This window comes from Luteibacter sp. NPDC104163 (assembly GCF_055584245.1).
In genome coordinates, this window is record NZ_JBVJMK010000015.1 from 1 (window position 1) to 24,173 (window position 24,173).

The following is a 24,173-nucleotide window of genomic DNA, read 5'->3' on the forward strand; positions in this document are numbered from 1 at the left end:
TACCGGCGGTGTCATACTTTGTTTCTTTTTTATTTTTTTCACTAAAACCACCCGGGGGTTCCCAACCGGTGGGGGTGGGGGGGGGGGGGGGGGGGGGGGCCCCCCCCACCCCCCCCGCCCCCCCCCCCCCGCTCCCACAACTACAAGGCCAGTGCGGTTCGGATGCGCGCAGCCATCGCCTCGATATCGGCATAAGGCTCAGCCTTCCCCGACCCCCAGACGGGCCCCGGCCACGCCGCATCGCCCTCCACCCGCGCCACGACGTGCACATGCAGCTGCCGCACGATGTTGCCAAGCGCGCCAATATTGAGCTTGTCGCAGGCCGCGACCGCATGCAGGGCGGCGCCGGCCTGATCCACCTCGCGCCACAGCGCGGCACGCTCGGCCTCGCCCAGGTCGGCCACTTCGACCAACCCCGCCTGCCGGGGCACCAGCACCAGCCAGGCGAAGCGGCTATCCCGCATCAAAAGTACGCGGCAAAGCGGCAGGTCGCCGACGACCAGGGTGTCGCCGGCGAGCCGTGCATCCAGTTCGAACGCCGCGCTCACGCCAGCTCGCGGGCGAAGAAGGCCAGGGTGCGGTCCCAGGCGAGCGTCGCGCTGGGCTCGTCGTAGCTCGCGCGCGCATCACAGTTGAAGCCATGGTCCGCCGGGTACACCCAGGTATCCATCTCCGGCTTCAGTTCGCGGTGCTTCTCCACCATCTCCGGCGGGATCGAATGGTCGCGCTCGCCAAAATGGAAGATGACGTTGGCCTTCGCCGGCTCGATCAGGAAGGGGACGTCGCGCGACCCGTAGTAGCTGGAGGAGGGAAGCCCGAGGCGCAGGGCGGCGAGCATGGCCACCGTGCCACCCCAGCAATAGCCGACCGTACCCACCTTCACCTTGTAGGTATCGGCAAGCCACTTCCCGGCGATGGCCACATCCTGCTGCGGACGGAGCAGGCCCAGCTCGGCGACCATCTTCACGCCCTTGGTCATGCCTTCCTGGTCGTAGCCGGTCTCCACGCCCTTCTCGACGGGATCGAACAGGGCAGGGGCGATGGCCACGTACCCCTCGGCCGCAAAGCGATCGGCCACGCTGCGGATATGGGCGTTGACGCCAAAAATCTCCTGGATAACGATGACACCGCCCTTGGGCGTGCCCTCCGGCTCGGCCAGGTAGGCGTCCATGCTTTCATGCGGGCGGGAGGTGTCGAGGATCAGGGTGCGGCCCATGGGGGAATCTCCGGCGGTGTGGGGAATTCGCCAAGCTTAGCGGGCAAACCGTCCGCTGGGAGTGAGGCGGACGGAATGCCTATGGCATGCTTACGCCACTGACTATCAGGAGGGAGCAATGAAGACATGGCTTGTCATCGTCGGTGCCTGGCTCGCGGTCACTGGGCCGGCGCGAGCTAACGACCTGCAGGACGCGCTTAGCGCGCAGCTCAAGGCAAACGCCCTGGGCCATGGGATTCCGGCCCAGGCCGTACGCGTGACCCACAATGATGAGCTCATCTACGAAGGGACCGCGGGGACAACGGTCATGGGCGGCGGGCAGCCGATCACCCGGGATACGCCGTTCCCTATCTATTCGGTGAGCAAGTTATTCACCAACACCCTGGTCCTGCAGCTTGCGGAAGAAGGCAAGATCGACCTGACCGCTCCTGCCTCGCGTTATGTCCCGAACCTTCCTGATGCATGGCGCTCCATCCGCGTCGAGCAGTTCATGAGCCACGTAACGGGCCTGCCGAACTTCTTTGACCCACAGCATCTGGACAGGCCATTTCCGCCAACACTTGATGCTGCGTTTGCAGCCGTAAGCAAGATGCCTGTCACGTCGGCCCCCGATGTACAGACACGCTACTCGGGGACTAACTATCTCGTACTCGAGGCAGTGCTCCAGAACGTAACGCACAAGCCTTATCGGGCCCTTGTCGAAGAACGAATCATCCAGCGCCTGGGGTTACACCACACGTCGCTGGATGCATCGCATCCGCCCGCAGGTATGGTCGAGAGCTACCACGCGGAAAACGGTCGTGCCGTCGTCGATCCGCGAGTGAACTGGCCAGACTACGCGATCGCCCAGGGTTGCATCGTCTCCACCCTGGCGGATCTGGATGCGTTCATCTCAGCCGTCGCCGATGGGAAGCTCGTTTCGCAAGCCGCGCTACTCAAACACTGGCATCTCTACCAGTTCCCCAATGGCAACCAGGGTGGCTTTGCATCCGGCTGGGACTACGGTGAAGAAGGGCGCTGGCATGAGCTGGGCCATGATGGTGGTACCAAGGTCCGCGTGCGCATCCTGTACGGCGCCAACCTGGATGACCACTACGTCATTACCTACCTGACCAACGGAAACCGAGACGACGTATGGTCGGGGACGCTGGTCAATTCGGTGCAGGTGCTTGCGGTACCACGCTAAGGGTTCACCAGGGTTCGGCCTTCGCGGTGCCGGTGGTTCGCTTTACCGTTAGTTATTGCGTTCCTGGGGATTGGAGGATTGCCAGATGTCGTTCGAGTTCGTGCAACGCGAGACGTCTCGCTTCCTTGGGAAATGGACGATCATCGCCCTCGTTGCTTTCGCCATTCCGCTCGCTTCCGCTGCTGAGTCAGCTATCGATGACTCCTCCTGGGAAAACAACCTTCGCCCCGCGATCGTGGAGGCCGGCCAGCCTGTTCCGCACTGGTCGCTTCAGGAGCGAATGGCGTACTACCACGTCCCCGGCGTGGCCGTCGCCGTGCTGCGCCATGGCAAGGTCTGGCAGGTTAAGGGGTATGGGCTGAGGGAGGCTGGTACGCATGACAAGGTCGATGGCGATACGCTGTTTTCGGCCGGGTCGATCAGCAAGGTGGCGACGGCCGTAATGATCCTGCGCATGGTGCAGGCGGGGAAGCTGGACCTTGATCGCAACATCGATAGCTATCTGACGAGCTGGCACGTTCCGGCCACCAAGGACACGCCGCATCCCGATGTAACCCTGCGCATGCTGATGTCGCATACCTCCGGGTTCAACGTGGGAGGATTTCCTGATTTCCTGCCTCAGGAACAAGTGCCGACCTTACTGCAAACGCTGGATGGCCTGCCGCCTGCAAAACACCATGCCGTTCGACTTATAAGCCCGCCAGGCTCGCGTTACGCCTATTCGGGAGGAGGGATTGAGGTCGAGCAACAGCTGCTCCAGGACGTAACCCACACCGATTTCCCCACGATCGCCCGCACCTGGTTGCTCGATCCGTTGCACATGCAGCGCAGCACGTTCGAGAGTCCCTTGTCGGCCTCACGCGGCAATATTGCCAAGGCCCACGACGAGCAAGGGAAGCTCATCGCGTTACCGCGCGGCTGGCAGACGTTCCCCGAGCAGGCCGCTTCGGGACTGTGGACGAGCGCGAACGAGCTCGGTGCGATGGTGGCAACGCTGATCGAGAGCTACCAGGGTCATAACGGCTTCCTGTCGCGTGCCCTCGCCACACAAATGATGAGCCCCGTTTCGCCCAGCCCCCAGGGGCTTGGGCCGGAGTTGATGGGATCGGGTGACGGGCGGGTCTTCTTCCACAGCGGCTCCACGACAACTACCGCGCCTGGATGGAGGGTTACCTGGAGACGGGCGACGGATTCGTGATCCTTACCAACAGCCCCAACGGCGCCCGACTCCGCCTGGAAATCCGGCATGCGTTGTCCGACATGATCGGGCAGGGCGTGGATCCGCCATTACATGCTGTTCAACTCGATCCTGCGGATCCCTCCTATGCGGACTACCAGGGGACGTATCGCCTGGATAACAGTGTGCCCATGGACATTCGCGGTCGACTTGCCGATGACTTCGATACCGACTCGTTCCAGATCACGATGTCCCACGGCAAGGCATCGATGCGAGTGCCGGGCGACGATAAAGTGCACCCGTTGGAGGCCTTGTCGCCAACACGTTTTGTCGATCCGGATTCTGACTCCATGCCCCTCATGCAGCTTGAGTTTCACCGCGACGCACGCGGAAAGGTCCGTGCCGTTAGCGTGGAAAGTGGCGATTACCGCGCCTACTACCAGCGGCAGTCGGGAGCGTATTGAGACTTGGTCGGCAACACCGAGAGGAGGCAATGGTGAGCAATTGGAGCGAACTAAGGCGTCGTATAAACCGAGACGATGGGAAGCTCTTTCAAGTCGGAAATCGCCCCATTGTGTGGGTCGAAGGAGCGGGCTTCCTTCTGTTTGTTGTCGGCGTCGTGCTGAAGCAGGTTCACGCAGAGATTGGGCTCAACGAGGCATGGGCCTTTTCGACCGGTGCACTCGGAATGCTGTTGTGCATCTTTGGCAACTCAGGGAATGACAAGGATTCCAGCGCTTGACCTGAACGTCTTGTACAGGCGTCCAGCGAGTCGAATGCGGCGTCGCTTCTTGCTAGCCACAGGGCGATGAGCGAAGCTGCGCACCTTGAAATGTCAGGTTTAGACGAAGCTATCCGCCGGCAACATCCGCTTCAATCCGAATTGGGGCTAAGGGGTGACATGAACGAGGAAGGTACGAGACTGGTTGTCGAGCTAGCGAAGCAGGCAATAACAGCGGTTCGGACCGTGTCGCCGGACTGGACTGATGTCTTCCTTCGATTTAATGCTGACGACGCCCACTGCGGTTGGAAGGGCTCCTACGCGAATTCGACCGGCGTTCACCTTTTCGATGTATTGCACCTTCGCAACGAAACTGCGCTAATTATTAGTCTTGGATTATCTCTTAGGGATGCACTTAAGAGGGACGGAAAGGGGTTTGTCGTCTGCCTCGTACGTGCTAACTCCGACTTTCAATATCAGATTGATTTTGAATGGCACGACGCGACAAGGTGGAACATCACGAAGCTCAATGGAGGCTCCGGTCTTCCAGAAGGCTTGGAATTGCTCTCGTCTTTAAAATGAGATTTGCGCGTTTGACGACGTCCGCGAGCTGCTGCCCGTGACAAGGAGGACGAGATGCAGCCCCAGCCGGAGTTTCTGATAGGATAAAGAGTTTCGGTAGCGATCAACGAACGGAACCATACGGACCGCGTGGGGAAGATCGCAAGCGTGGTTTGGCACCATAAGGATGCCTGCTACAACTACTACTTAGAGGTCGACGGCAAGAAGATATCCAAGCGCTATCTAGCTTGCGATCTTACGTCCGTGGAGGCGTCAGAGTAGGACACGGATGTTTGAGACGGCTCAGTCCGTGTTCGACCCACGATAGGCCTTGTTGAGCGGGAGAACTGTGTTCTCCGCACCATATCGACCCCCGCGGCACAAGAAAGGCCACTCCCCCGAGGATCGGCATGGGACTCTCCAAGTGGGGTATCCCGGACCGAGTACCAGCTGGAGAGCCAATCTCCGGCCGGCTGAGAGCCATCCCGGCCGCTTCCCCAGTGACGCGTCGGCTCCGGCTATAATGCGCGGTTTCCCACCCCCGGTACCCACGGCATATGTCCCAGGCCGCCCAGTCCCAGAAGATCGGTTTCGTCAGCCTAGGCTGCCCGAAGGCGCTCGTCGATTCCGAACGCATCCTCACCCAACTCAAGGTCGAGGGCTACGAGATCGTGCCCAGCTACGGCGAGGCCGATGCCGTGGTGGTGAACACCTGCGGCTTTATCGATTCCGCCGTGCAGGAGTCGCTCGATGCGATCGGCGAAGCCCTGCATGAGAACGGCAAGGTCATCGTCACCGGCTGCCTGGGCAAGCGCTCGGAGCTGATCCGCGATAGCTACCCTGACGTGCTCGCGATCACCGGTCCGCAGGACTACGCCTCGGTGATGAGCGCGGTGCATTCGGCGCTGCCGCCGGCGCGCAACAAGTTCCTCGACCTGGTGCCGGACACCGGCGTGAAGCTCACGCCGAAGCACTACGCGTACCTCAAGATTTCCGAAGGCTGCAACCACCGTTGCAGCTTCTGCATCATCCCGTCGATGCGCGGCGACCTCGTCAGCCGCCCGGTCGATCAGGTGCTGATGGAAGCCGAGAAGCTGGTGAAGGGTGGCGTGAAGGAACTGCTGGTCATCTCGCAGGACACCAGCGCCTATGGCGTCGACACCCGTTACGCCGAGCGCGAATGGCGTGGGAAGAACTACCGCACGCGCATGACCGAACTGTGCGAGGGCCTGTCGGAACTCGGCGTGTGGACCCGCCTGCACTACGTGTACCCGTACCCACACGTGGACGAAGTGATGCCGCTGATGGCGGAGGGCAAGCTTCTTCCGTACCTCGATATCCCGTTCCAGCATGCGAGCCCGCGCATCCTCAAGCTGATGAAGCGCCCGGGCAACGTCGACAAGACGCTCGAGCGCATCCAGAACTGGCGCCGCCAGGTGCCGGATCTCACCATCCGCAGCACCTTCATCGTTGGCTTCCCCGGCGAGACGGATGCCGAATTCAACGAGCTGCTCGATTTCCTGCGCGAAGGCGAGCTCGACCGCGTGGGCGCGTTCGCCTATTCGCCGGTGGACGGCGCGAAGGCGAATGAGCTGCCGGGCCAGATCGACGAAGAGCTGAAGGAAGACCGCCTCGAGCAGTTCATGGCGGTGCAGGCCGAAATTTCGGCCGCCAAGCTGCAGCGGAAGGTCGGCAAGACGATCAAGGTGCTGGTCGACGAGATCGACGCCGAAGGTGCCTGGGGCCGTTCCAGCGCGGATGCGCCGGAAATCGACGGTGCGGTGCGTATCGATGACGGCCAGCTGCTGAAGCCGGGCCAGTTCGTCGACGTGGTGGTCGAAGAAGCCGACGCCCACGATCTCTACGGCCGCCTGGCCTAAGCCCCATGCGCCACGTGGCACCCACGCGTGAGGCGTTCGATCGCCGCGTGCTGGCGGTGCCACCGCTGGCGCATTGGCAGGCCTACGAACCGCTGATCGCGGCGCAGGCCTGGCCGGGCACAGACGACCTCAACGCACTCCTGCCCGCCGGCTCCAGCCAGCATTTCGTCACCCAGGACAAGGCGCTCCTGGATGATGGGCTGCATTACGAAGAGCGTATCGCGCGCGGTGCCATCGCCACGCGCGCCGGGAACTGGCACGACCTGTTCAATGCGCTCGTGTGGCTGCGCTACCCGGCGTTGAAACGCGCGCTCAATGCGCGCCAGGTGGAAGAGATCGCACGCATGGGGCCGCGCGAGCGGTCACGCCCGCAGTGCGCGCTCACGCATTTCGACGAAGCCGGCATCATCGTCACGCTGCGTGATCCACGCATGCTCGTGGCGTGGGACAGGCATGACTGGCATGCGCTGTTCTGGATGCATCGCGAAGCATGGCTGCGAGGCGACGCGCGCGTGGAGATCTTCGGGCATGCGCTGCTGGAGCACGCGCTGACGCCGGACAAGTTGCTCGTCGGCAAGGCCCTGGTGGTCATGGGTGATGGTGATGCGGTCGAGGCCTGCACGAGCGCCATCGCGGGCGGTGGCATCCTCAACGATCCGCAGGAACTCCGGCCGCTACCGGTGTCGGGCGTGCCGGGCTGGCACGCAGGTACCGCGGATGAGGCTTTCTACACGACGGCGCCGTGCTTCCAGCCGATAAGGGCGGGGCGGCTCTACCCAGCCGCCCTTGGCGCCTTGCCAGGCTCAGACGAGCCCGTGATCGCGGACGTAATCGCCTAGCAGGCTATCGTGGTCCACGCCGAGCTTGCGCATGGCATCGCGCTTCTGCCGGCTGATGGTCTTGACGGACTTGCCTTCGCGGTCGGCGATCTGCTGCAGCGACTGGCCGTTGACGAAGGCCTTGATGACTTCCTTCTCGCGCGGGGAGAGCTCGGCGCCCGGCATCGCGACCGAGGTATCGTCCGCCTCGTTGAGGATGTCCAGCAGGGTTTCGCTGAGGTAGGTCTCGCCTTCGTAGACGGCCTTGGCCGCGACGGCGAGTTCATCCATGGGGGCGCGCTTGTCGACGATGCCGCGGGCACCGCGGGTGAGCATCGACTGCAGCGCGGCCGGCCGGTTGACCATGGTCAGCACGATGACCCCGAGGGTCGGGTGCTTCTTGCTGATGGTGTCGAGCAGGGCGAAGCCGTCGTCTTCGCGATCGCTCGGCATGAGAAAATCCGTAATGACGACATCGCACGGGCGCTCCGCCAGCATCTCGAGCAGCTCGTCGGCCGCCTTGGCTTTGCCGACGACCTCGACGTGCGCATTCTCCAGCGCCAGAGCCCCGCCGACGAGTACCAGCGGGTGGTCGTCTGCCAGAATGACTTTAAGTGGCATGTGTCTGTTTCTCCTTACGTACTAGCGACGCCGTGTGGTTGGCACGATTATGCCCACGATGGCCCTCACGACGAAGCCCGCCTGTGACCCGATATCTGCTTCCGTTAATGCTACTCGTGCTGTCAGCCGTGGCCTACGCGGCCCCGGATGTGCCTCTTAGCAAGGAGGATGCCGAGTGGCTCCGTCACCACCCGGTCCTCACCGTGGGGGCGTACCGGGAGGGCTACCCGCCGTTCGAGGAGCTCCAGGGTGGCCAGCTGGAGGGCCTGGGGCCGGATTACCTGCACGAGGTGGCCGGCGAGCTGGGCGTGACCCTGCAGACCCGCGTGTTCGATACCTGGCCGCAACTGCTCGCCGCGCTCGCCCGGGGTGAGATCGACGTGGCGACCAGCGTGACGCCGCTGGAACTCGGCATGCCAGGCATCCGGGTAGGGGCCACCTACTTTGAATCCTTGCCCGCGCTGGTCCAGCGCAACGACGCGCCCGTGATCCACCGGACCAGTGAGCTGGCGGGCAAGCGGCTCGCCGTGCATGCCGGCTATTTCGACATGGCCGCGCTGCGCCGCGAGCTGCCGGATACGACCCTGGTCGAGGTTGGCTCCACCGCGGAAGCGCTCCAGCGGGTGCGCATGGGCGAAGTCACCGCCTACATCGACAACCCGTACTCGGCACGCGAATTCGTCTCGCGGCTCGGCATGGAGCATGAGCTGCATATCGGCGAGCCGCTGGCCCTGCCGATCAGCGCGCTGGCGTTTGCCGTGCCCAGTACGGAGGCGCCCCTGGGCCGCGCGATCGACCATGCCCTGGCCGACCTGACCGCCGCCGACCACGGGCGCCTGCGTGCGCCCTGGGTGGGCCGGGATATCGCCCCGCGCCCCCGGCAGTTCGCCATCCCGCTCAGCGAGCGCGAAAAGGCGTGGCTGCACGACCTCCCGCCGCTCCGGCTGGGCGTCGACCCGAGCTACGCCCCCTTCAGCCTGATCACCGGCCAGGGGCAGGCCGAGGGCCTCGCGCTCGATTACGTCCGCGAGATCGCCGCCGAGCTCGGCCTGCGCCTCGTCCAGGTCCCCAGCGAAAACTGGGCAGGGACCGTCGCCAGCGTGAAGCGCGGCGAGGTCGACCTTGTCGCCGCGATCAATCCGCAGAGCGCCACCTGGCCCTACCTCGAGCCCAGCACGTCCTACCTGGACTTCCCGATCATGATCGTCACCCGCGAGGGCGCGCCCGTGATCGCGGGGCGCGATGACCTGGTCGGAAAGCAGGTGCTCGGCAATACGACGCGCGAGCCTATCCGCCGCCTGCTCGCGCGCATCCCCGGCGTGACGGTGGTGCCGGTAGGCACCGAAGAAGAGGGGCTCCGGCGCCTCGCAGCGGGCGAGGGCGATGCCTTCGTCGGCAACCTGGCGTCCGTCGATTACCTGATCCGCGAGCACTTCCTCGGCCAGGTGAAGGTCGCCGCGCCCACCGGCGACAGCGAGGCCATTTCCATCGGCGTGCGCCGTGACCTGGCGCCATTGCTGCCGCTGATCAATCGTGTGCTGGTGAACCTGCCGACGCATCGGCAGCAGGAGATCCGCAACACCTGGTTCGCCTCGCACTACGTGGTCGGCCCGACCTGGCGCGAGGTTGCGAGCCGCATCCTTCCGTTCGTCGCGGTGCTGCTCGCTTCGCTCATCGCGATCAGCTATGCCTACCTCAACCTGCGCCGGGAAACCCGCCGGCGCGAACGAACGGAGCGGCGGCTCGCCGAGGTGACCGCACACGTCCCGGCCGTCGTGTATGAAGCCGTGCGCGATACGGAAGGCCGCTACAGCATGGCGTACGTGGGTGGCGATCCGCAGACGCTGCTTGGCATGGAGCCTGGCGAACTGCTCGCGGGCGGCGATGGCCTGCTGGCGCCGGTGGCGCCGGAAGATCGCGATACGCTGCACGAAGCGTTCGAGCGCTCCGCGCGCGAAACCTCGCCGCTACATGTCACGGTGCGCGCGCAAGTGGGCGAACGCGTGCGCTACCTCAGTTCGGATGCCGTGCCTTTGGCTGCGGCCGACGGCAACGTGCGCTGGAACGGCTACTGGGTGGATGTCACCGCGCAGGAGCTTGCGTCGCGCGGCATGGCGAAAGCGCGCGACGAAGCCGAAGCCGCGACCCGCGCGAAGAGCGACTTCCTCGCCACGATCAGCCACGAGATCCGCACGCCGATGAACGGTGTGATCGGCCTGCTCGACGTGCTCGAACGCACGCCGCTGGATGGCGAGCAGCGGCGGATGGTGGCAACGATCGAGCATTCCGCCGAAGCGCTCCTGCACATCCTCGATGACGTCCTCGATTTCTCGAAGATCGAAGCCGGCCATCTCGCCCTGGACCCACGGCCTGCCGATCCGCGCGCGCTCGTCGAAGACGCGGTGGCGATCATGGCGGCGCAGGCGGAGGCGAAGGGTCTGGCGATCGAGATGGATATCGATGCCGCGCTGGCCCAGGCCGTCGTGGTCGATGACGGCCGCCTGCGCCAGGTGCTGCTGAACCTGGTCGGTAACGCCATCAAGTTCACCGCCGCGGGCCACGTGATCGTGGCGGTGCACGTCGATCAGGAACACGGCGGGCGCCAGCGGATCCGCTTCGTCGTCAGCGACACGGGCATCGGCATCCACGCGGCCAAGTTGCGCCATGTGTTCGCGCCCTTCAGCCAGGCCGAGTCATCGACCACGCGCCGCTTCGGCGGCACCGGGCTTGGCCTCAGCATCTCGCGCCGGCTGATCGAGCGCATGGGCGGGCATATCGTCATCCATAGCGAGCCGGGCAAGGGCACGATCGTGACCGCGACCGTGGAACTGCCGATCGCGGATCCGCTCAGCGTAGCGACTGCGGCGACAACGTCCCCGGCGCAGGACGCGCCGTCGTCCGTGGGTACGGCGCGCATCCTCGTGGCTGAAGACCATCCCGTGAACCAGCAACTGGTTCGCGCGCAGCTGGCGATGCATGGCCTCGCCTGCGACATGGTCGATGACGGCGAGGCCGCACTGGAAGCGCTGGCCACCGACGACTACGACCTGCTGCTGGTGGACTGCCACATGCCGAAGGTGGACGGTTATGAGGTCGCGCGCGAAGTCCGCCGGCGTGAGCAGGGGACGGACCGGCATCTGCCGATCGTCGCCATGACCGCCGATGCCCGGGCCGACCAGCGCGAACGTTGCCTGGCCGCCGGCATGGACGACCTGTTGCGCAAGCCCATCCGGCTCGAGGCGTTCCATGAGGCGGTATCGCGCTGGCTCGGTGCGGAGGTGGGAACACCGCCCGTGCCGCAGGAGCCGGCCGCACCGGCACCGCTGATCGACATGGCCCGCATGCGTCGCGCGTTCGGCTCCGACGAGAACGTAGCGACGGTGATCCAGGCCGGCGTGGCGGCGACCCGCGACGCGCTGGCCCGGTTCGATGAAGTGATCGCCGGTGGCGATCCCGATGCCGTCGCCGGATGGATCCACCACGTGCTGGGCGGCGTCAACGTGTTCGGTGAATCGGCCGTAGCGAGCGAGGGGGAAGCACTGGAGCTCGGATTGCGCGAAGGTGCGCCGCTCGATGCGGATGCGGTGCGCCGGTTTGCGGCCAACGTCGAGACGTTTACCGAACAGCTCGAAGCACAAGCGCTGTAGGAGCGCGCTGTGGGAGCGTGCTTGCACGCGATGGGTGCTCGCGCAGTGGCGGCTTATCGCGAGCACCCATCGCGCGCAAGCGCGCTCCCACAAAAAAAAGCGGGGGTTAGGTGTATTCGACGGAAAGGACCGCAAACCGCGTCGGGCCGCCAGGCAGCACCGCTTCGAACTCGTCATCCACGCGCTTCTTGAGCACCGCACGCGCCAGCGGTGAATCGATGCTGATCCAGCCCTGCTTCGCATCGGTCTCGTCGGGTCCGACGATGCGATAACGCACCGTTTCGCCGCTCTCGACGTTCTCCAGCTCGATGATCGCGCCGAAGAACACCGCATCCGCCTGCGCCGGCGTCGCCTCCACCACCTTCAATACGGGGATGCGCTTGCTCAGGTAGCGCACGCGGCGGTCGATCTCGCCGAGCTGCTTCTTGCGGTAGGTGTATTCGGCGTTCTCCGAGCGGTCGCCTTCGGCCGCGGCGGCGGCGAGGGCTTTCACCACCTCGGGGCGCACCGTGTGCCACAGATGGTCTAGTTCGGTCTTCAGCCGTTCGAATCCATCGCGCGTGATGATCGCGGTGGAGGACGGGGAGGGTGGGCGCCAGCGGCTCACGAAGTCACCGGGCGGGAAGGGTCGAGCATGTCGAGCAAATCCATGAGGTCCTGGGAAACGGGGTGGCCGGGATACGCGTGCAGCAGCGACCGCGCCAGCGCGGCGGCCTGTTCGCGCTGCTCCAGCTGGAAGTGCATCTGCACCGCGAGCAATCCATAGTGCGGCGCGCCGGCATCGCCGGGCCACAGGCGCAGGTAGCCCAGGGCCAGCTGCAGCGCGAGGCGTTGCATGCCGCCCTGCGCAGCCGTATCCGCTAGTGGGCCACACGTGTTCGGTGCGTCGGGGACGAAGGCCGGGTCGATGCCGACGCAATCCTGCACGACACCGAGCGCGCGCCGCGTTTCGCCGCCCGCCACGAGCGCCGCGATCCAGATCTGCCCATGCACCAGCAACTCCGGCATGCGCTCCTGCGCGCGCAGCAGCTGCCGGTATCGGGTGTGCAGCGGCGCGGGTGCCAGCCCTTCGCGCAGCCGCTCGGTGAGGATGTCGGTGGCGCCAGGAACATCGTCGCGCGCGATCTCGTTCACGTGGGCGAGCAGGGCGCTGTCATCGTCCTCGCGGGTGGCCTCGACCAGCGCTTCGCTTTCCGGCCGGTAACCCAGCCGTTCGTGGTGGCGGTGGATCAGCGCGCCCATAAGGTGGAAGGTGTAGATCGCGAAGTAGTTCGCCATCAGGTAATAGATGGCCGTGGCGAGGAACGAGGGACCATGCTGCTGCATGGCGTACTGGGCTGACGCCTGCGCGACGCCGGCGACGAGGCACACGCCGAACAGCTTGAAGTAATCGCCGCCGAGGCGGCCGATCACGGCGAACCAGGTCAGCGGATTGAGCGCCGTGCCCGCGCCATCGAAGGTGAGCGACATGGTGACGACGGGGAGGACAAACGCCATGGCGACCGCGAGCGGGAGCTGCAGCCCGGGCTTCTCCAGCAGCCACGGCACCAGGAACACCAGCGCATTGCCGGCCATCTGGATCAGGATCAGCGCCTTCGTCGCATCGCCCTCCGAGTGCATGGCCATCTCGGGCGGTGCTTCGAAGCCGTCGGCGGTATGGCGCAGGCACGCGAAGGCATAGCGATAGAGCGCGATCCACCCCACGGTGACCACGAGCAGCCGCAGCATGAACATGGGGATGAACGCGAGCAGGTCGAGCGCGGTGACCCCAAGGATCGTCACGATGGCCGAGCCCCGCGTCGGATAGCCGAGCCCGGCGACGATGCGGCGGGAGAACGGCAGCGACGCGTCGGCCAGCGCGACCCGCGGCATGCTCAGCGCTTCCCGCCGAAGATGCTGCCGAGGATGCCACGCACGATCTGCTGGCCGGCGCGCGAGCCCGCGGTCCGCACCATCGACTTGGCCATGGTTTCGAGCATGCCCTGGCGGCGCTTGGTACCGAACACCGCATCGCGCACGGCACCGCCCCAGCCGTTGCCTTCATCCTCGCCCTTGCCCGCCTGCTTCACCGGCGGTGCATCGTCGCTGTTCTTCGCGGTGGCGCGCGCCGCGAGCATTTCTTCTGCGGATTCGCGGTTTACCGCGTTGTCGTATTTCGCGCCCACGGGAGAGCGCGAACGAATCGTCGTGCGCTCGTCGGGCGTGATGGCGCCAATGCGGCAGCACGGCGTGGCCACCAGCACCTTCTGCACGGGCGAAGGCACGCCGCCGTCGCCTAGCGTGGACGCCAGCGCTTCACCCGTGCCGAGCGTACCGATGGTTTCCACCACGTCGAGCTTCGGGTTCTTCGCGAACGTCTCCGCGGCGGCCTTCACCGCCTTCTGGTCGCGCGGCGTATATGCACGCAGCGCGTGCTGCACGCGGTTGCCCAGCTGGCCAAGGATCTCGCCCGGCACGTCGTCGGGGTTCTGCGAGCAGAAATACACGCCGACGCCCTTGGAACGGATCAGCCGCACCACCTGCTCGACGCGCTGGCGCAGCGCGGGCGGCGCATCGTCGAACAGCAGGTGCGCCTCGTCGAAGAAGAACGCCATCTTCGGCACGTCGAGGTCACCGACTTCCGGCAGCTGCTCGAACAGTTCGGAGAGCAGCCACAGCAGGAACGTGGAATACAGCCGCGGCTTCAGGATCAGCGTATCGGCGGCAAGCACGTTGATGACGCCGCGGCCATTCATGTCCTGGCGCATCAGGTCGGTGAGTTCGAGCGCGGGTTCGCCGAAGAAGTGGTCGGCGCCATCCTGTTCCAGCTTCAGCAGCGCGCGCTGGATCGCGGCGACGCTCTGCGCACTGATCAGCCCGTACTTCGCCGAGATGTCCTTCGCATGTTCCGCGGCGAAGCCCAGCATCGAACGCAGGTCGCCCAGGTCCAGGAGCAGCAGGCCCTCGTCGTCGGCGACCCGGAACACCACCTCGAGCACGCCTTCCTGCGTGTCGTTGAGTTCCAGGATGCGCGAGAGGAGGGTGGGGCCCATCTCGGAGACGGTGGCGCGCACCGGGTGGCCGAGCTTGCCGTAAATGTCCCAGAACACCACGGGGTTGGCCTGGGGTGCCCAGGTCGAGAGGCCCAGCTTCGCGAGGCGCTCCTTGAGCTTGTCGGAAGGCGCCCCGGCCGGCTGGGAAAGCCCCGCGAGGTCACCCTTGGCATCGGCGAGGAAGCAGGGCACGCCCAGGCGGGAAAAGCCCTCGGCCAGGAGCATGAGGGTCACCGACTTACCGGTACCCGTCGCGCCGGCGATCATGCCATGGCGGTTGCCGTAGCGCGGGTCCAGTTCCACGGCGGTGGTGTCGTTGCGGCCAATCAGGATGCCTGGCATGTCCGTTCCTTAAGAATGTCCTGAACAAGTCTACGCAAGGATGCGCCGCTACGGAGAATTTTCGGTGCGGCGGCTTGAGTCACGTAGGGTTACGGCGTAACGTTGCCGGCATTGCCTGACCTGGTCCCTTGCATGTCGCTGCACGCTCGTTACGCCCTTCTCCTGCTCCCCCTGGCGATCCTCGCGGGTTGCGCGTCCGGCGGTTCACCCCGCCCCGGCAAGCCCGGCAAGGCGACACCGGAAGTGAATGCGTTGTACGACCGGATGAACCAGGCAAGCAAGGGGTACGAGGCCGCGATCGACCAGGCCCGCCGTGGCGATACCCAGCAGGCGGCGGCGACCCGCAAGCAGGCGCTGGACCAGCTGAAGGATGCCTCGGCCCGTTGCGGCCTGACCCCGGGTTGCGATCCCCAGCGTTTCGCTGCCGTGTTCGACCGCCTGCTGCGCCTGAAGGACGGCAGCTTCATCGAGGGCGAGGACGCCGACGACACCGAGCAGGCCGCGGAAGTCGGTGCCCAGCCGGGCGACGCCGCCGGTTCGGTCGTGGTCGGCGCGCTGCCGGAAGCCCAGCGCAGCGTCACGCTGCTCAAGGGGCAGAAGTTCTCCGACATGATGGTGATGAACGGTCCGGTAAAGGCCGCGCTGGAGATGTGGCTTACCCAGCTGCGCCCGAACCTGATGGATGCGTACGTCAACTACCAGATGATGCGTTACAAGATGTGGCCGGCCTACCAGAAGGGCGACCTGCCGGAAGCGCTGCTGTTCGGCATCATGGCCAAGGAGTCCGGCGGCAAGGTCCACGCGGTATCGCGTTCGGGCGCGTCCGGCCCCCTGCAGTTCATGTACGCGACCGGCCTGCGTTTCGGCCTTTCCAGCGATGGCGGCTTCGACCAGCGCTTCGACCCGACCCTGGCCGCGCAGGCGAATGCCGAGTACATCAACGAGCAGCTTGGCGCGTTCAACAACAACCTCGAGATGACGCTCGCCGCCTACAACGGGGGCGAGGGCCGCATGCGCCGCATCGCGGCCGCCAGCCCGGGTGCTGGCTTCTACGATCCTTCCATCTACGGGCAGATGTCGGCGGAAACGCGCGACTACGTGCCCATGGTGCTGGCGGCCGCGTGGCTGTTCCTGCACCCGGATAGCTACCACCTGAAATGGCCGAAGGTCGATGGCGTGCCCGGCCAGATCACCCTGACCCGGCCGGCCTCGCTGACCGAGCTCACCGTCTGCCTGGGCTCGGCCGATGACATGCCCGAGGGCTGGTTCCGCACGCTGCGCAACCTCAACCCGCGGCTGGATCCGCAGATGAGCCAGCCCGCCGGCACCCGGCTCGACGTGCCGAAGCAGCTCGAGAAGGCTTACATCGCGAGCTGCGCCGATGGCCCGTGGCCGATCCTGGCCAGCGACCTGCACAACGCGGTAAAGATCATCGCGCCTCCAGCACCCGCAGCCACTTCGGCCGCGCTGGCCAGCGGTGGTGCGAACGGCCCCAATGGCCCGGGTCCGCAGTACCAGTACGGCAGCGGCTCGTCAGCAAAATCGTCGGGCGGGGCGAAGAGCTATACGGTGCGCAAGGGCGACACGCTCGTCAGCATCGCCCGCAAGAGCAGCTGCGCCGATGTGGAAGACATCGCGAAGATGAATGGCCTCAAGGGCCATGCGCTCAAGGTGGGGCAAGCGCTGAAGGTGCCGGTCTGCCGCTGAGCGGCAGACGGCTCAGGCGAGGGCCGACGGCTCCATCCACTCGGTGCCGAAGTCACGGCGGTCCGGCGTGGAGAGTTCCTTGATCTGGCGCATCAGGCGCAGCACCTGGCGATGGAGTTCTTCCATGCCCGGGCGGCGCGAATCCAGGGTCTCGTGGTAGACCGAAGCGATCCACAGCGCCACGCCGCGGGTGGCGATCAGCGGGTTGTCCGAGCGGGCCTTGCCGAGCCCCAGGTCCGGGCCGTGGCCGTAGGTGCTGTAGCGCTCTTCGGGCGGCGTGCCATACAGGTGCGGGAAGTCACATCCGGCGGCCTGCTCCATCTCACGGCGAACCAGCTGTTGCAGATCCGCATGGGTGCGGATGGGCAGGGCGAGCACCACGCGTTCGATATCCGCCAGCTGGCGGCGAAGGCGGATTTCGCGGTTCACGGCGATGAGATGAGTGACCAGACGCATGACGGCTTCCCCTATACGGCACTGCGTGTCTGGACGCCGGCTGTTGCCCCCGAGGCGTCCGAGGGTTAGGAGCATACCGTGGTGTTGCGTCAAATGTAAGACGTTTTCGTCACAATGTGACGCGTAGGGTCAACCGCTTTTACGCGCCGCCCGCCCAGCGCCCGAGCCGCTGGCCAACCATAACGTGTTGTTGCGGCTCAAGATTGTCCAGCTCGTAGCCTTCCGGCAGCAGCAGGATCACTGTCGAGCCCATGTTGAAGCGGGCCATTTCGGCAAAACGTTCAAGCTTGACGCCGCGGGTCCGGCAGTCCGTGCGGATGATGTCCGAGGCGTAAGGCGGGATGGCCAGGCCGTCCCACACCGTTGCCACGCTGGACACCAGGATCGCGCCGACCATCACCGACACGAACGGGCCATGCGCGCCGTTGAAGCTGCAGACGAGGCGTTCGTTGCGGGCGAACAGGCGGGGAATCGCTTCCACCGCGAACGGCGCGACGCTGAAGATCCGTCCCGGGACATGGGTCGTTCCGGTGAGCTCGCCTTCGAGCGGCATGTGCACGCGGTGGTAATCACGTGGCGAGAGGTAGATCGTCGCGAAGCTGCCGTTGCGGAACGGCGCGGCCGCTTCCTCGCTGCCGAGCAGTTCGGCGGCCGTGTACTCCTGGCCCTTGGCCTGGAAGATCCGGCCATCGCGGATGCGCCCCGACTGGCTGATGCGGCCATCGGCCGGGCACAGGATCGCCTGCGGATCCGGGTCGGCGACACGCGCGCCGGGCTTCAGCTTGCGGGTGAAGAAGGCATTGAAGTGCGGGTAGGCCAGCGGATCGGGCTGGGCCGCCTGCGCCATGTCCACGTTGTAGTTCCGCACGATCGTCTCGATCAGGAAGTTCTTCCATGGCGTCCATTCCCAGCGCGTCGCCTGGTAGACGATGCGTGAGAGGAAGCGGTGCGGGAGGATGTACTGCAACAGGACGCTTGGTTTCATCGCGGGGAGTATAGGGGAGTCGGGCCGATGCACCAGCACCCCGCCCTGCGGGGTCGCGAGGCTGCCTGCACATTTCCTTCATCCTCGTGAATCTATAGAGCGTCCCGGAGGCGAGCCGCAACGGAAACGTGCGGTCCGCCGCTCTGCACGGAAGGGCCGGGGGCCTGGGGGTGGGAGCGGAGGAAGGGGGCCTTTCGCAGTACCCGGGTGTCGTTTTGCCTGTACGTGCGCTACGCCGCTCCGGACGGCGGCGCTAACGGGGTAAAACAACATGACAACCTGTGATGCGCTTTCACGCCGCCCCGTTTCGGGCGGTGCACGACGTGCCGTGCTTGCCGCCGCCATCGCTGCGGCACTTCTGGGGCCATGGCCTTCGGCCCGCGGACAGTCGGTGACCCTCGGACCTTACGACCCCACGATCAACGACCAGCAGGTCGGCAACACCATCGTCGCCGCGGGCGCGACGGTCACGCTGACCGGACCCCAGCAATTCATGGCAGGCCAACCGGGCGGCGTGGATACCACGCTGCAGGCGCTCAGCGACCTGAACCGCCTTATCTCTGGCCAGCAATGGATCGGTGCGCCACGACTCAACCCAGGAAGCGCGAACCTGGGCGTGACCTACAAGGATCCGATCACCGGTACCAACCGGGTCGCCTCGGTCTACAACAACAATAATCTCTTCGCCCTCGCACCCGTCAGCTACGCCACGCCCGTGCCCGACGTGGTCAACGTCGGCAGCAACCAGTACATCAACATGCGCGTGGGCGAGGTGACGTCCGGCGGCGGCACGCTGAACATCGACTTTGGCGGCGGCGCCAACAGCCAGGCTTCGACCAATGCGGTGACGATCGCCGCGAAGCAGACCAACATGTTCTACGCCGACGGGACTGGCGGCGCGGCGAGTAACCTCGCCTGGCAAGGACAGAACCGAATTACGTTCAACGGTGACGTCGGCGATCCCTCGCAGCCGCGCAGCTACGGCGTCACGTTCGTCTCGCATTTCGGCCAGACCTTCAGCACGACCATCGGCGGGGTCACGACCTCGCATACGGTCACCAACGATGCGCAGCTGCGCGACTACAACAGCTTCCTCATCGGTGAAATCCAGGCGGGGCGCCTCGACCCGGCCCAGTACGTAACGTACTTCGCGCTCGGCTACACCTCGACCACCGAGCAGATCACCTACGGCATCACCGCCGACAGCCCGCCCGACGACGTCGCGCAGCCGATCGGCGAACGCATCGTCATGCGCCTCGTGGGCGCGAATGCCCACGGCACGATCGATCCGGGCGGCGTGCTGGAGGTGGTGAACGCGAACGGTGGCGCCGTGCGAGCGGACAGCGGCGCATCGTTCGTGAACAACGGCACGCTCGCCACGCAACACAGCAGCGGCGATGGTTCGGCCCTGGTCCTGACCACGGGAAGCCAGGGCACGAATGCGGGCGTGATCAACGGCAACTTCTTCCGGAATGCCGATGGCGGCATCTCCAGCGGTGCGTTCGGTGCCAACATCGTCGATGTCCAGTCGAGCAGTGCGTTCAACAACACCGCCAACGGCATCATCAACCTCGCCCTGGGCACGACGAATGGCGCAGGCAAGTCCACGGGCATCCGCGTGGGGGCCGGCGCGACCGCCACCAACAATGGCACGGTCAACGTCGGCGTCACCGGCTCGCGCTCGAACGGATCGGCGGATGGCGTCTACATGAACGATCCCACGGGCACCTTCACGAACGGCGCCGGCGGGACCATCTACATCGGTCGCGGTCCGCAATACACGCCCGGTGCGGCCGCCGACGATATCGGCCTGAACCAGGGCACGATCACCACCGGGATCAACGTGCCCACGGCGGCCACCGTGAACAACCTGGGAACGATCACGATCGGCACGCTCACCCAGAATGCGGCGGCCATCCTCGTGACGGCACCCGCGGCGAACGTGAACAATGCAGGCACGATCAACATCACCGGGCGCGCAACCGCGGTGCCGCGCGAGAACATCGGGATTTCCGTCGTGAATGCCGGTGCGACCGGCAATATCACGAACACCGGCACGATCAACGTCACCGGCGTGAACGGCACGGCATTGAAGGCGGTGTCGACCGCCGGAACGCCATCGCTGATCCATTCCACAGGCGCGATCAATGTCGCGGGCGGCGCGGACCCGGCGAGCGGCACGCGCAACTATGGCGTGTGGGTCGAGGGGCAGGGCAGTGCCACCGCGACGGGCGATATCCAGGGCCCGGTGAACCTGAGTGGCGACGGCGCGATCGGCATCCATGCGCGCGGGCGCGCGACGGTGAACGTGGCGGCGGGTTCCGCTCCCACGTTCAGCGGCGGCAGCAAGCAGATCGGCTTCTTCGCGTACGGTAATGACGCGAAGATCAACGTCGGCGCTGGCGCCGTCCTCGATGTATCGACGCCGCAATCGATACTGTTCCGCCTCGATAGCGGTGCTGATTTCGATGGCACCGGCCTGACCGTCAGCGTGTCGGGTGCGCAGGCGACCGGCGTGCTGGGGTCCGGTGCTGGCTCGGTACTGAATACGCGCAACGCGACTATCAACGTGACCGGCGCCGGTGCGCAGGGTGTGGTGGCCGAAGGCGGCGCGACCGCCACCATCGATGCGGCGACCACCATGTCGCTCACGGGTGCGGGCGCGATCGCCGGCGTCGCCGACGGGCAGAAACACGACCTCACCGGCGGCGCGACCGGCAGTGTCGCCGCCGCGACCCGGGTAACCAGCCTCGCCACGCTGAACTCGTCCAGCGCCGGCGTCACCGGCCTCGTCGTGCGCAACAAGGCGAACCTGGTGAATAACGGTTCGATCAACTTCACGGGAAGCAACACGACCGGCCTCGTTGCGGAAACCGGCGGCGTCGCCACGAACAATGGCGCAGTGACGCTGGGCGGCCCTGAAGCCAACGGCGCCATCCTGCGAACGGGCGGATCGCTCGCCAACAACGGCAGCATCGTGGTGGCGAATGGCACCGGCGTACGCGTCGAAGATGCCGGCACCACCCTCAACCCGGCGGGTACGATCACGGTGAACGACGGCCATGCCGGCGTATGGCTGCTATCGGGCGCCAGCCTCACGCTCGGTGCCGGCGACTCGGCGATCACCACGCAGGGCACCGCACACGGTGTGCTCGTGGACACGGGAGCCGGTCCGCTGGTGGCGAACGGCACGACGATCACGACCCTCGGCACGGGGAACGCGATCGAGAACGCGGCCGAGACTGGCGCGATCACCCTCAGTGGCGTCACCTTGCATTCGGGTAACGGCGCAGGCCTGCGCACCGCCACGGCCATCGATCCCACTTCCACGGCCACCTTCGAGGTCGATGGCGCGGGTGTCGGCTATGCGTTCCGTCGCGCGGATGGCTCTCTTGCCTCGGGTGACCTGACCGTGGGTCCCGGTTTCGTCATCCACGGTAACGCGGCGGGGAGCACGGGCATCCAGGCGCTCACAAGCGGCGCAGTGACCACGTCGGGAAGCGTATCGATCCTCGATGCAGCCGGTGGGTCCGCCCTGGTCGCAGGCACGGCGTCGTCCGTGGCCAACAGCGGCAGCCTCGTTTCAGCCAGCACGGTCGCGCCCGTGGTCGATCTTTCGAACGGCACCGGCACGTCGCTATCCAACACCGGATCCATTCGGGCGGCCTCGGCTTCGGCGACGGCGATCCAGGGCAGCGCGGGTGCGGATGCGATCACCCACAGCGCGGGCGACATCGTCGGTGAAGTCAGGACAGGCGAGGGTGGCGACACGTTCGACTGGACGGGCGGAACACTGCTCGGTGGCCTGACGATGGGTGCAGCTGGCAACACGGCAACGCTTGGCGCGGTGGATACATCGTCCACCTATCACCTGCTTGCGGGCGCCGGTGGTGGCAACACGCTCAACTTCATCGGCACGCAGGCCCGCGGCGGGACCTTCGATATCGATACGCTCACGAAGGGCATCAACCTGACGGGATGGAACACATTCAACCTCCTCCAGGGGGCCGCCTTCACCCTCACCGACAAACTCGTGCTCGCCGGCAGCGACGTCACCATCGATGCGTCGTCCACACTGTATGCGGGCGACAACGTCCACCCGGTGATCTCCGCGGTGACGCCCGGTGCCGTCAATGTCACCAACGCCGGCACCATCGACCTCACGAACGGCGCAGGTTCACCGGGCAACAGCCTGATCATCGACGGGAACTACACCGGTGACAACGGCACGCTGAAGCTCGTCTCAACCCTGAATGCCGGCGGTGCGCTGGCCGCGCAGTCGACCGATCGCCTCCTGGTCGAAGGCAACGCCAGTGGCCAGACGGTGCTGGATATCACGCCTGGTGCCCTCAGCACGGGCGAACTGACCGACCTCAACCGCGATGGTTACGTGGGCCCGGCCGAGGGTATTTCCGTCGTGCAGGTCGCAGGCAACGCCGATGGTGGCGCCTTCCGGCTCAATGGCGGTTATCTCGCCTTTGGCGCATACCAGTATGGTTTGTACGCGTTCCAGCCCGGCTCGAGCGATGCATCCCAGCGGCTCGTCACGGGTTCGACATCCGGCAGCGCGTTCTGGGATTACCGGCTGGCCAACGTGCTGGTGTGCAACGGTCCATGCCCGGCACCGACGTCGGTATCCCCGGCGCCCACCCCGCCGCCCGGCGAGGCGTATATCGCGCCGCCACCTCCGACGGGGCCGTTGGCCGAAGCTGACGCGCGCCCCGCAGTGGTGCCGCAGGTGCCGGCAGCCATCGTTTCCCCCTCCGCACTGGCTTTCTATGGCTACCGTGCGATCGACAACCTGCATCGCCGCCTGGGCGAGGTCCGCGATATCGATGGCATGGATGAAGGGCTGGGCGGCGAAACCTTCGTGCGTACGTTTGGCGGTGACTACCACGTCTCATCGAACCGCTCGTTCCGCGATTACGGCTACGACTACGACATCGAGACCCATGCCGTCCAGGTCGGCGCGAACATCTTCGACTTCACGGCGGACCGTTTCACGCTCCGCGCCGGCGTGGCGTACACGCACGGCACCACGCGGCTGGACCCGAAAGCCGCCGACGGCTACAGCCATGCGAAGCTCTACAGCAACTCCATCGCGGCGCTGGTCACGCTGCAGTGGGCCAACGGCCTCTATCTCGACCTCATCGCATCGGGCGATCGCCACTCCGGCTACATCGATACCCTGCGAGCCAAGGATGCCTCGCGCGTGCGCGGCTCGGGCTGGAGCGGTTCGGCGGAGGCGGGCTATCCCTTCCGTTTCGACGGCGGGTGGGAACTCGAACCGCAGCTGCAGCTGGTCCGCCAGCACATCGGCCTCGACAACGGCGTGGATGTCGACCATGTGACGACGCGATTCGAAGCGTTCGAGCAGACGATCGGTCGCGCGGGGCTGCGCTTCGATCGCACGTGGAACACGGACGCGGGCAGCCAGTTCACGCCTTACGCGAGGGCGAACTACATCAAGGGCTGGGGTGGCGTATCGAACGTGAACGTGGGCGCGGAGGGATACGCCTTCTCCGACCGGTTCACCGGTGGCAAGTTCGGGCAGATGATGGAGCTGGGGCTTGGCGGTACGTGGGCGTGGCGCAACAAGCTCGCCGTGTACGGCGAGGCCGACTGGCAGAACAAGATAGGCAACGCGGGTGCGCGTGGCTGGGGAGCAAACGTGGGGGTGCGCTGGAGTTTCTGATGGCCTGAAGGGGCTTCAATCACTTGTGGGAGCGGGGGTGGGCGCCGGGGGGGGGGGGCCAGCAACCCAACCCCCCCAACCCGCCACCCCAACCCCCCACGTTTTATGGAAAACCAGAACTTCTTAAAA

At 65.7% G+C, this 24,173-nt stretch carries 17 protein-coding genes; 9 read left to right on the forward strand and 8 right to left on the reverse strand.

Translation table 11 applies throughout. The features are described 5' to 3' along the window. Window positions 1-140: 140 nt before the first annotated feature. Both ACZ6YI_RS16430 and ACZ6YI_RS16435 read right to left on the reverse strand, forming a co-directional pair. Complete coding sequence (locus ACZ6YI_RS16430; protein ID WP_465779603.1) at window positions 141-548, reverse strand: HIT domain-containing protein; 408 nt, start codon at window positions 546-548, stop codon at window positions 141-143. Beyond that, window positions 545-1,216, reverse strand: a complete 672-nt coding sequence (locus ACZ6YI_RS16435; protein ID WP_465779604.1) for a dienelactone hydrolase family protein — start codon at window positions 1,214-1,216, stop codon at window positions 545-547. The genes ACZ6YI_RS16430 and ACZ6YI_RS16435 overlap by 4 nt, the downstream gene beginning before the upstream one ends. Window positions 1,217-1,334: 118 nt before the next feature. On the opposite strand from ACZ6YI_RS16435, the gene ACZ6YI_RS16440 reads away from it, so the two are divergent. The 6 genes from ACZ6YI_RS16440 (at window position 1,335) to ACZ6YI_RS16465 (ending at window position 7,580) form a co-directional block, all read left to right on the forward strand. After that, the gene (locus tag ACZ6YI_RS16440; RefSeq protein WP_465779605.1) at window positions 1,335-2,402 is read left to right on the forward strand and encodes a serine hydrolase domain-containing protein; all 1,068 of its coding nucleotides are present in this window, start codon (window positions 1,335-1,337) and stop codon (window positions 2,400-2,402) included. 85 nt (window positions 2,403-2,487) lie between these two features. Beyond that, a complete protein-coding gene (locus tag ACZ6YI_RS16445) occupies window positions 2,488-3,600 on the forward strand; it encodes a serine hydrolase domain-containing protein (protein WP_465779606.1) in 1,113 nt (370 codons plus the stop codon). Continuing rightward, window positions 3,597-4,043: a hypothetical protein gene (locus tag ACZ6YI_RS16450; protein WP_465779607.1), complete on the forward strand. Its 447-nt coding sequence runs from the start codon at window positions 3,597-3,599 to the stop codon at window positions 4,041-4,043. Before ACZ6YI_RS16445 ends, ACZ6YI_RS16450 begins: the two co-directional genes overlap by 4 nt. Before the next feature lie 437 nt (window positions 4,044-4,480). Beyond that, window positions 4,481-4,882, forward strand: a complete 402-nt coding sequence (locus ACZ6YI_RS16455; RefSeq protein ID WP_465779608.1) for a hypothetical protein — start codon at window positions 4,481-4,483, stop codon at window positions 4,880-4,882. A 536-nt stretch (window positions 4,883-5,418) separates the two neighbouring features. Then, window positions 5,419-6,741: a 30S ribosomal protein S12 methylthiotransferase RimO gene (gene rimO, locus ACZ6YI_RS16460; protein WP_465779609.1), complete on the forward strand. Its 1,323-nt coding sequence runs from the start codon at window positions 5,419-5,421 to the stop codon at window positions 6,739-6,741. A 5-nt stretch (window positions 6,742-6,746) separates the two neighbouring features. Further along, the gene (locus ACZ6YI_RS16465; protein ID WP_465779610.1) at window positions 6,747-7,580 is read left to right on the forward strand and encodes a DUF3025 domain-containing protein; all 834 of its coding nucleotides are present in this window, start codon (window positions 6,747-6,749) and stop codon (window positions 7,578-7,580) included. Here the strand turns inward: ACZ6YI_RS16465 and ACZ6YI_RS16470 are convergent. Continuing rightward, window positions 7,545-8,180, reverse strand: coding sequence for a response regulator (locus tag ACZ6YI_RS16470; protein ID WP_440326720.1), 636 nt, complete (start codon window positions 8,178-8,180; stop codon window positions 7,545-7,547). The two genes, ACZ6YI_RS16465 and ACZ6YI_RS16470, sit on opposite strands and share 36 nt — an antisense overlap. Before the next feature lie 107 nt (window positions 8,181-8,287). On the opposite strand from ACZ6YI_RS16470, the gene ACZ6YI_RS16475 reads away from it, so the two are divergent. Then, on the forward strand, window positions 8,288-11,827 hold the full coding sequence (locus ACZ6YI_RS16475) for an ATP-binding protein (RefSeq protein ID WP_465779611.1): 3,540 nt from the start codon (window positions 8,288-8,290) through the stop codon (window positions 11,825-11,827). 106 nt (window positions 11,828-11,933) lie between these two features. On the opposite strand, the gene greB is transcribed toward ACZ6YI_RS16475, so the two are convergent. Genes greB through ACZ6YI_RS16490 form a run of 3 tightly spaced genes read right to left on the reverse strand, consistent with a single transcriptional unit; the run spans window position 11,934 to window position 15,201 of the window. Next, a complete protein-coding gene (gene greB, locus ACZ6YI_RS16480; protein ID WP_465779612.1) occupies window positions 11,934-12,434 on the reverse strand; it encodes a transcription elongation factor GreB in 501 nt (166 codons plus the stop codon). Beyond that, a complete protein-coding gene (locus ACZ6YI_RS16485) occupies window positions 12,431-13,699 on the reverse strand; it encodes a hypothetical protein (RefSeq protein ID WP_465779613.1) in 1,269 nt (422 codons plus the stop codon). Before ACZ6YI_RS16485 ends, greB begins: the two co-directional genes overlap by 4 nt. A gap of 2 nt (window positions 13,700-13,701) precedes the next feature. Continuing rightward, the gene (locus tag ACZ6YI_RS16490; protein WP_465779614.1) at window positions 13,702-15,201 is read right to left on the reverse strand and encodes a helicase HerA-like domain-containing protein; all 1,500 of its coding nucleotides are present in this window, start codon (window positions 15,199-15,201) and stop codon (window positions 13,702-13,704) included. Window positions 15,202-15,333: 132 nt separating this feature from the next. On the opposite strand from ACZ6YI_RS16490, the gene ACZ6YI_RS16495 reads away from it, so the two are divergent. Further along, a complete protein-coding gene (locus ACZ6YI_RS16495) occupies window positions 15,334-16,908 on the forward strand; it encodes a lytic transglycosylase (protein ID WP_465779615.1) in 1,575 nt (524 codons plus the stop codon). Window positions 16,909-16,920: 12 nt separating this feature from the next. On the opposite strand, the gene ACZ6YI_RS16500 is transcribed toward ACZ6YI_RS16495, so the two are convergent. Together ACZ6YI_RS16500 and asd are read right to left on the reverse strand one after the other, a co-directional pair. Then, entirely contained in the window at window positions 16,921-17,364 is a 444-nt protein-coding gene (locus ACZ6YI_RS16500) for a hypothetical protein (protein WP_465779616.1), read from the reverse strand. A 139-nt stretch (window positions 17,365-17,503) separates the two neighbouring features. Beyond that, the gene (gene asd, locus ACZ6YI_RS16505) at window positions 17,504-18,349 is read right to left on the reverse strand and encodes an archaetidylserine decarboxylase (RefSeq protein ID WP_440329905.1); all 846 of its coding nucleotides are present in this window, start codon (window positions 18,347-18,349) and stop codon (window positions 17,504-17,506) included. A 391-nt stretch (window positions 18,350-18,740) separates the two neighbouring features. Here asd and ACZ6YI_RS16510 point away from each other — a divergent pair, with 391 nt between their 5' ends. Beyond that, on the forward strand, window positions 18,741-24,044 hold the full coding sequence (locus ACZ6YI_RS16510) for an autotransporter outer membrane beta-barrel domain-containing protein (protein ID WP_465779617.1): 5,304 nt from the start codon (window positions 18,741-18,743) through the stop codon (window positions 24,042-24,044). Window positions 24,045-24,173: the final 129 nt, after the last annotated feature.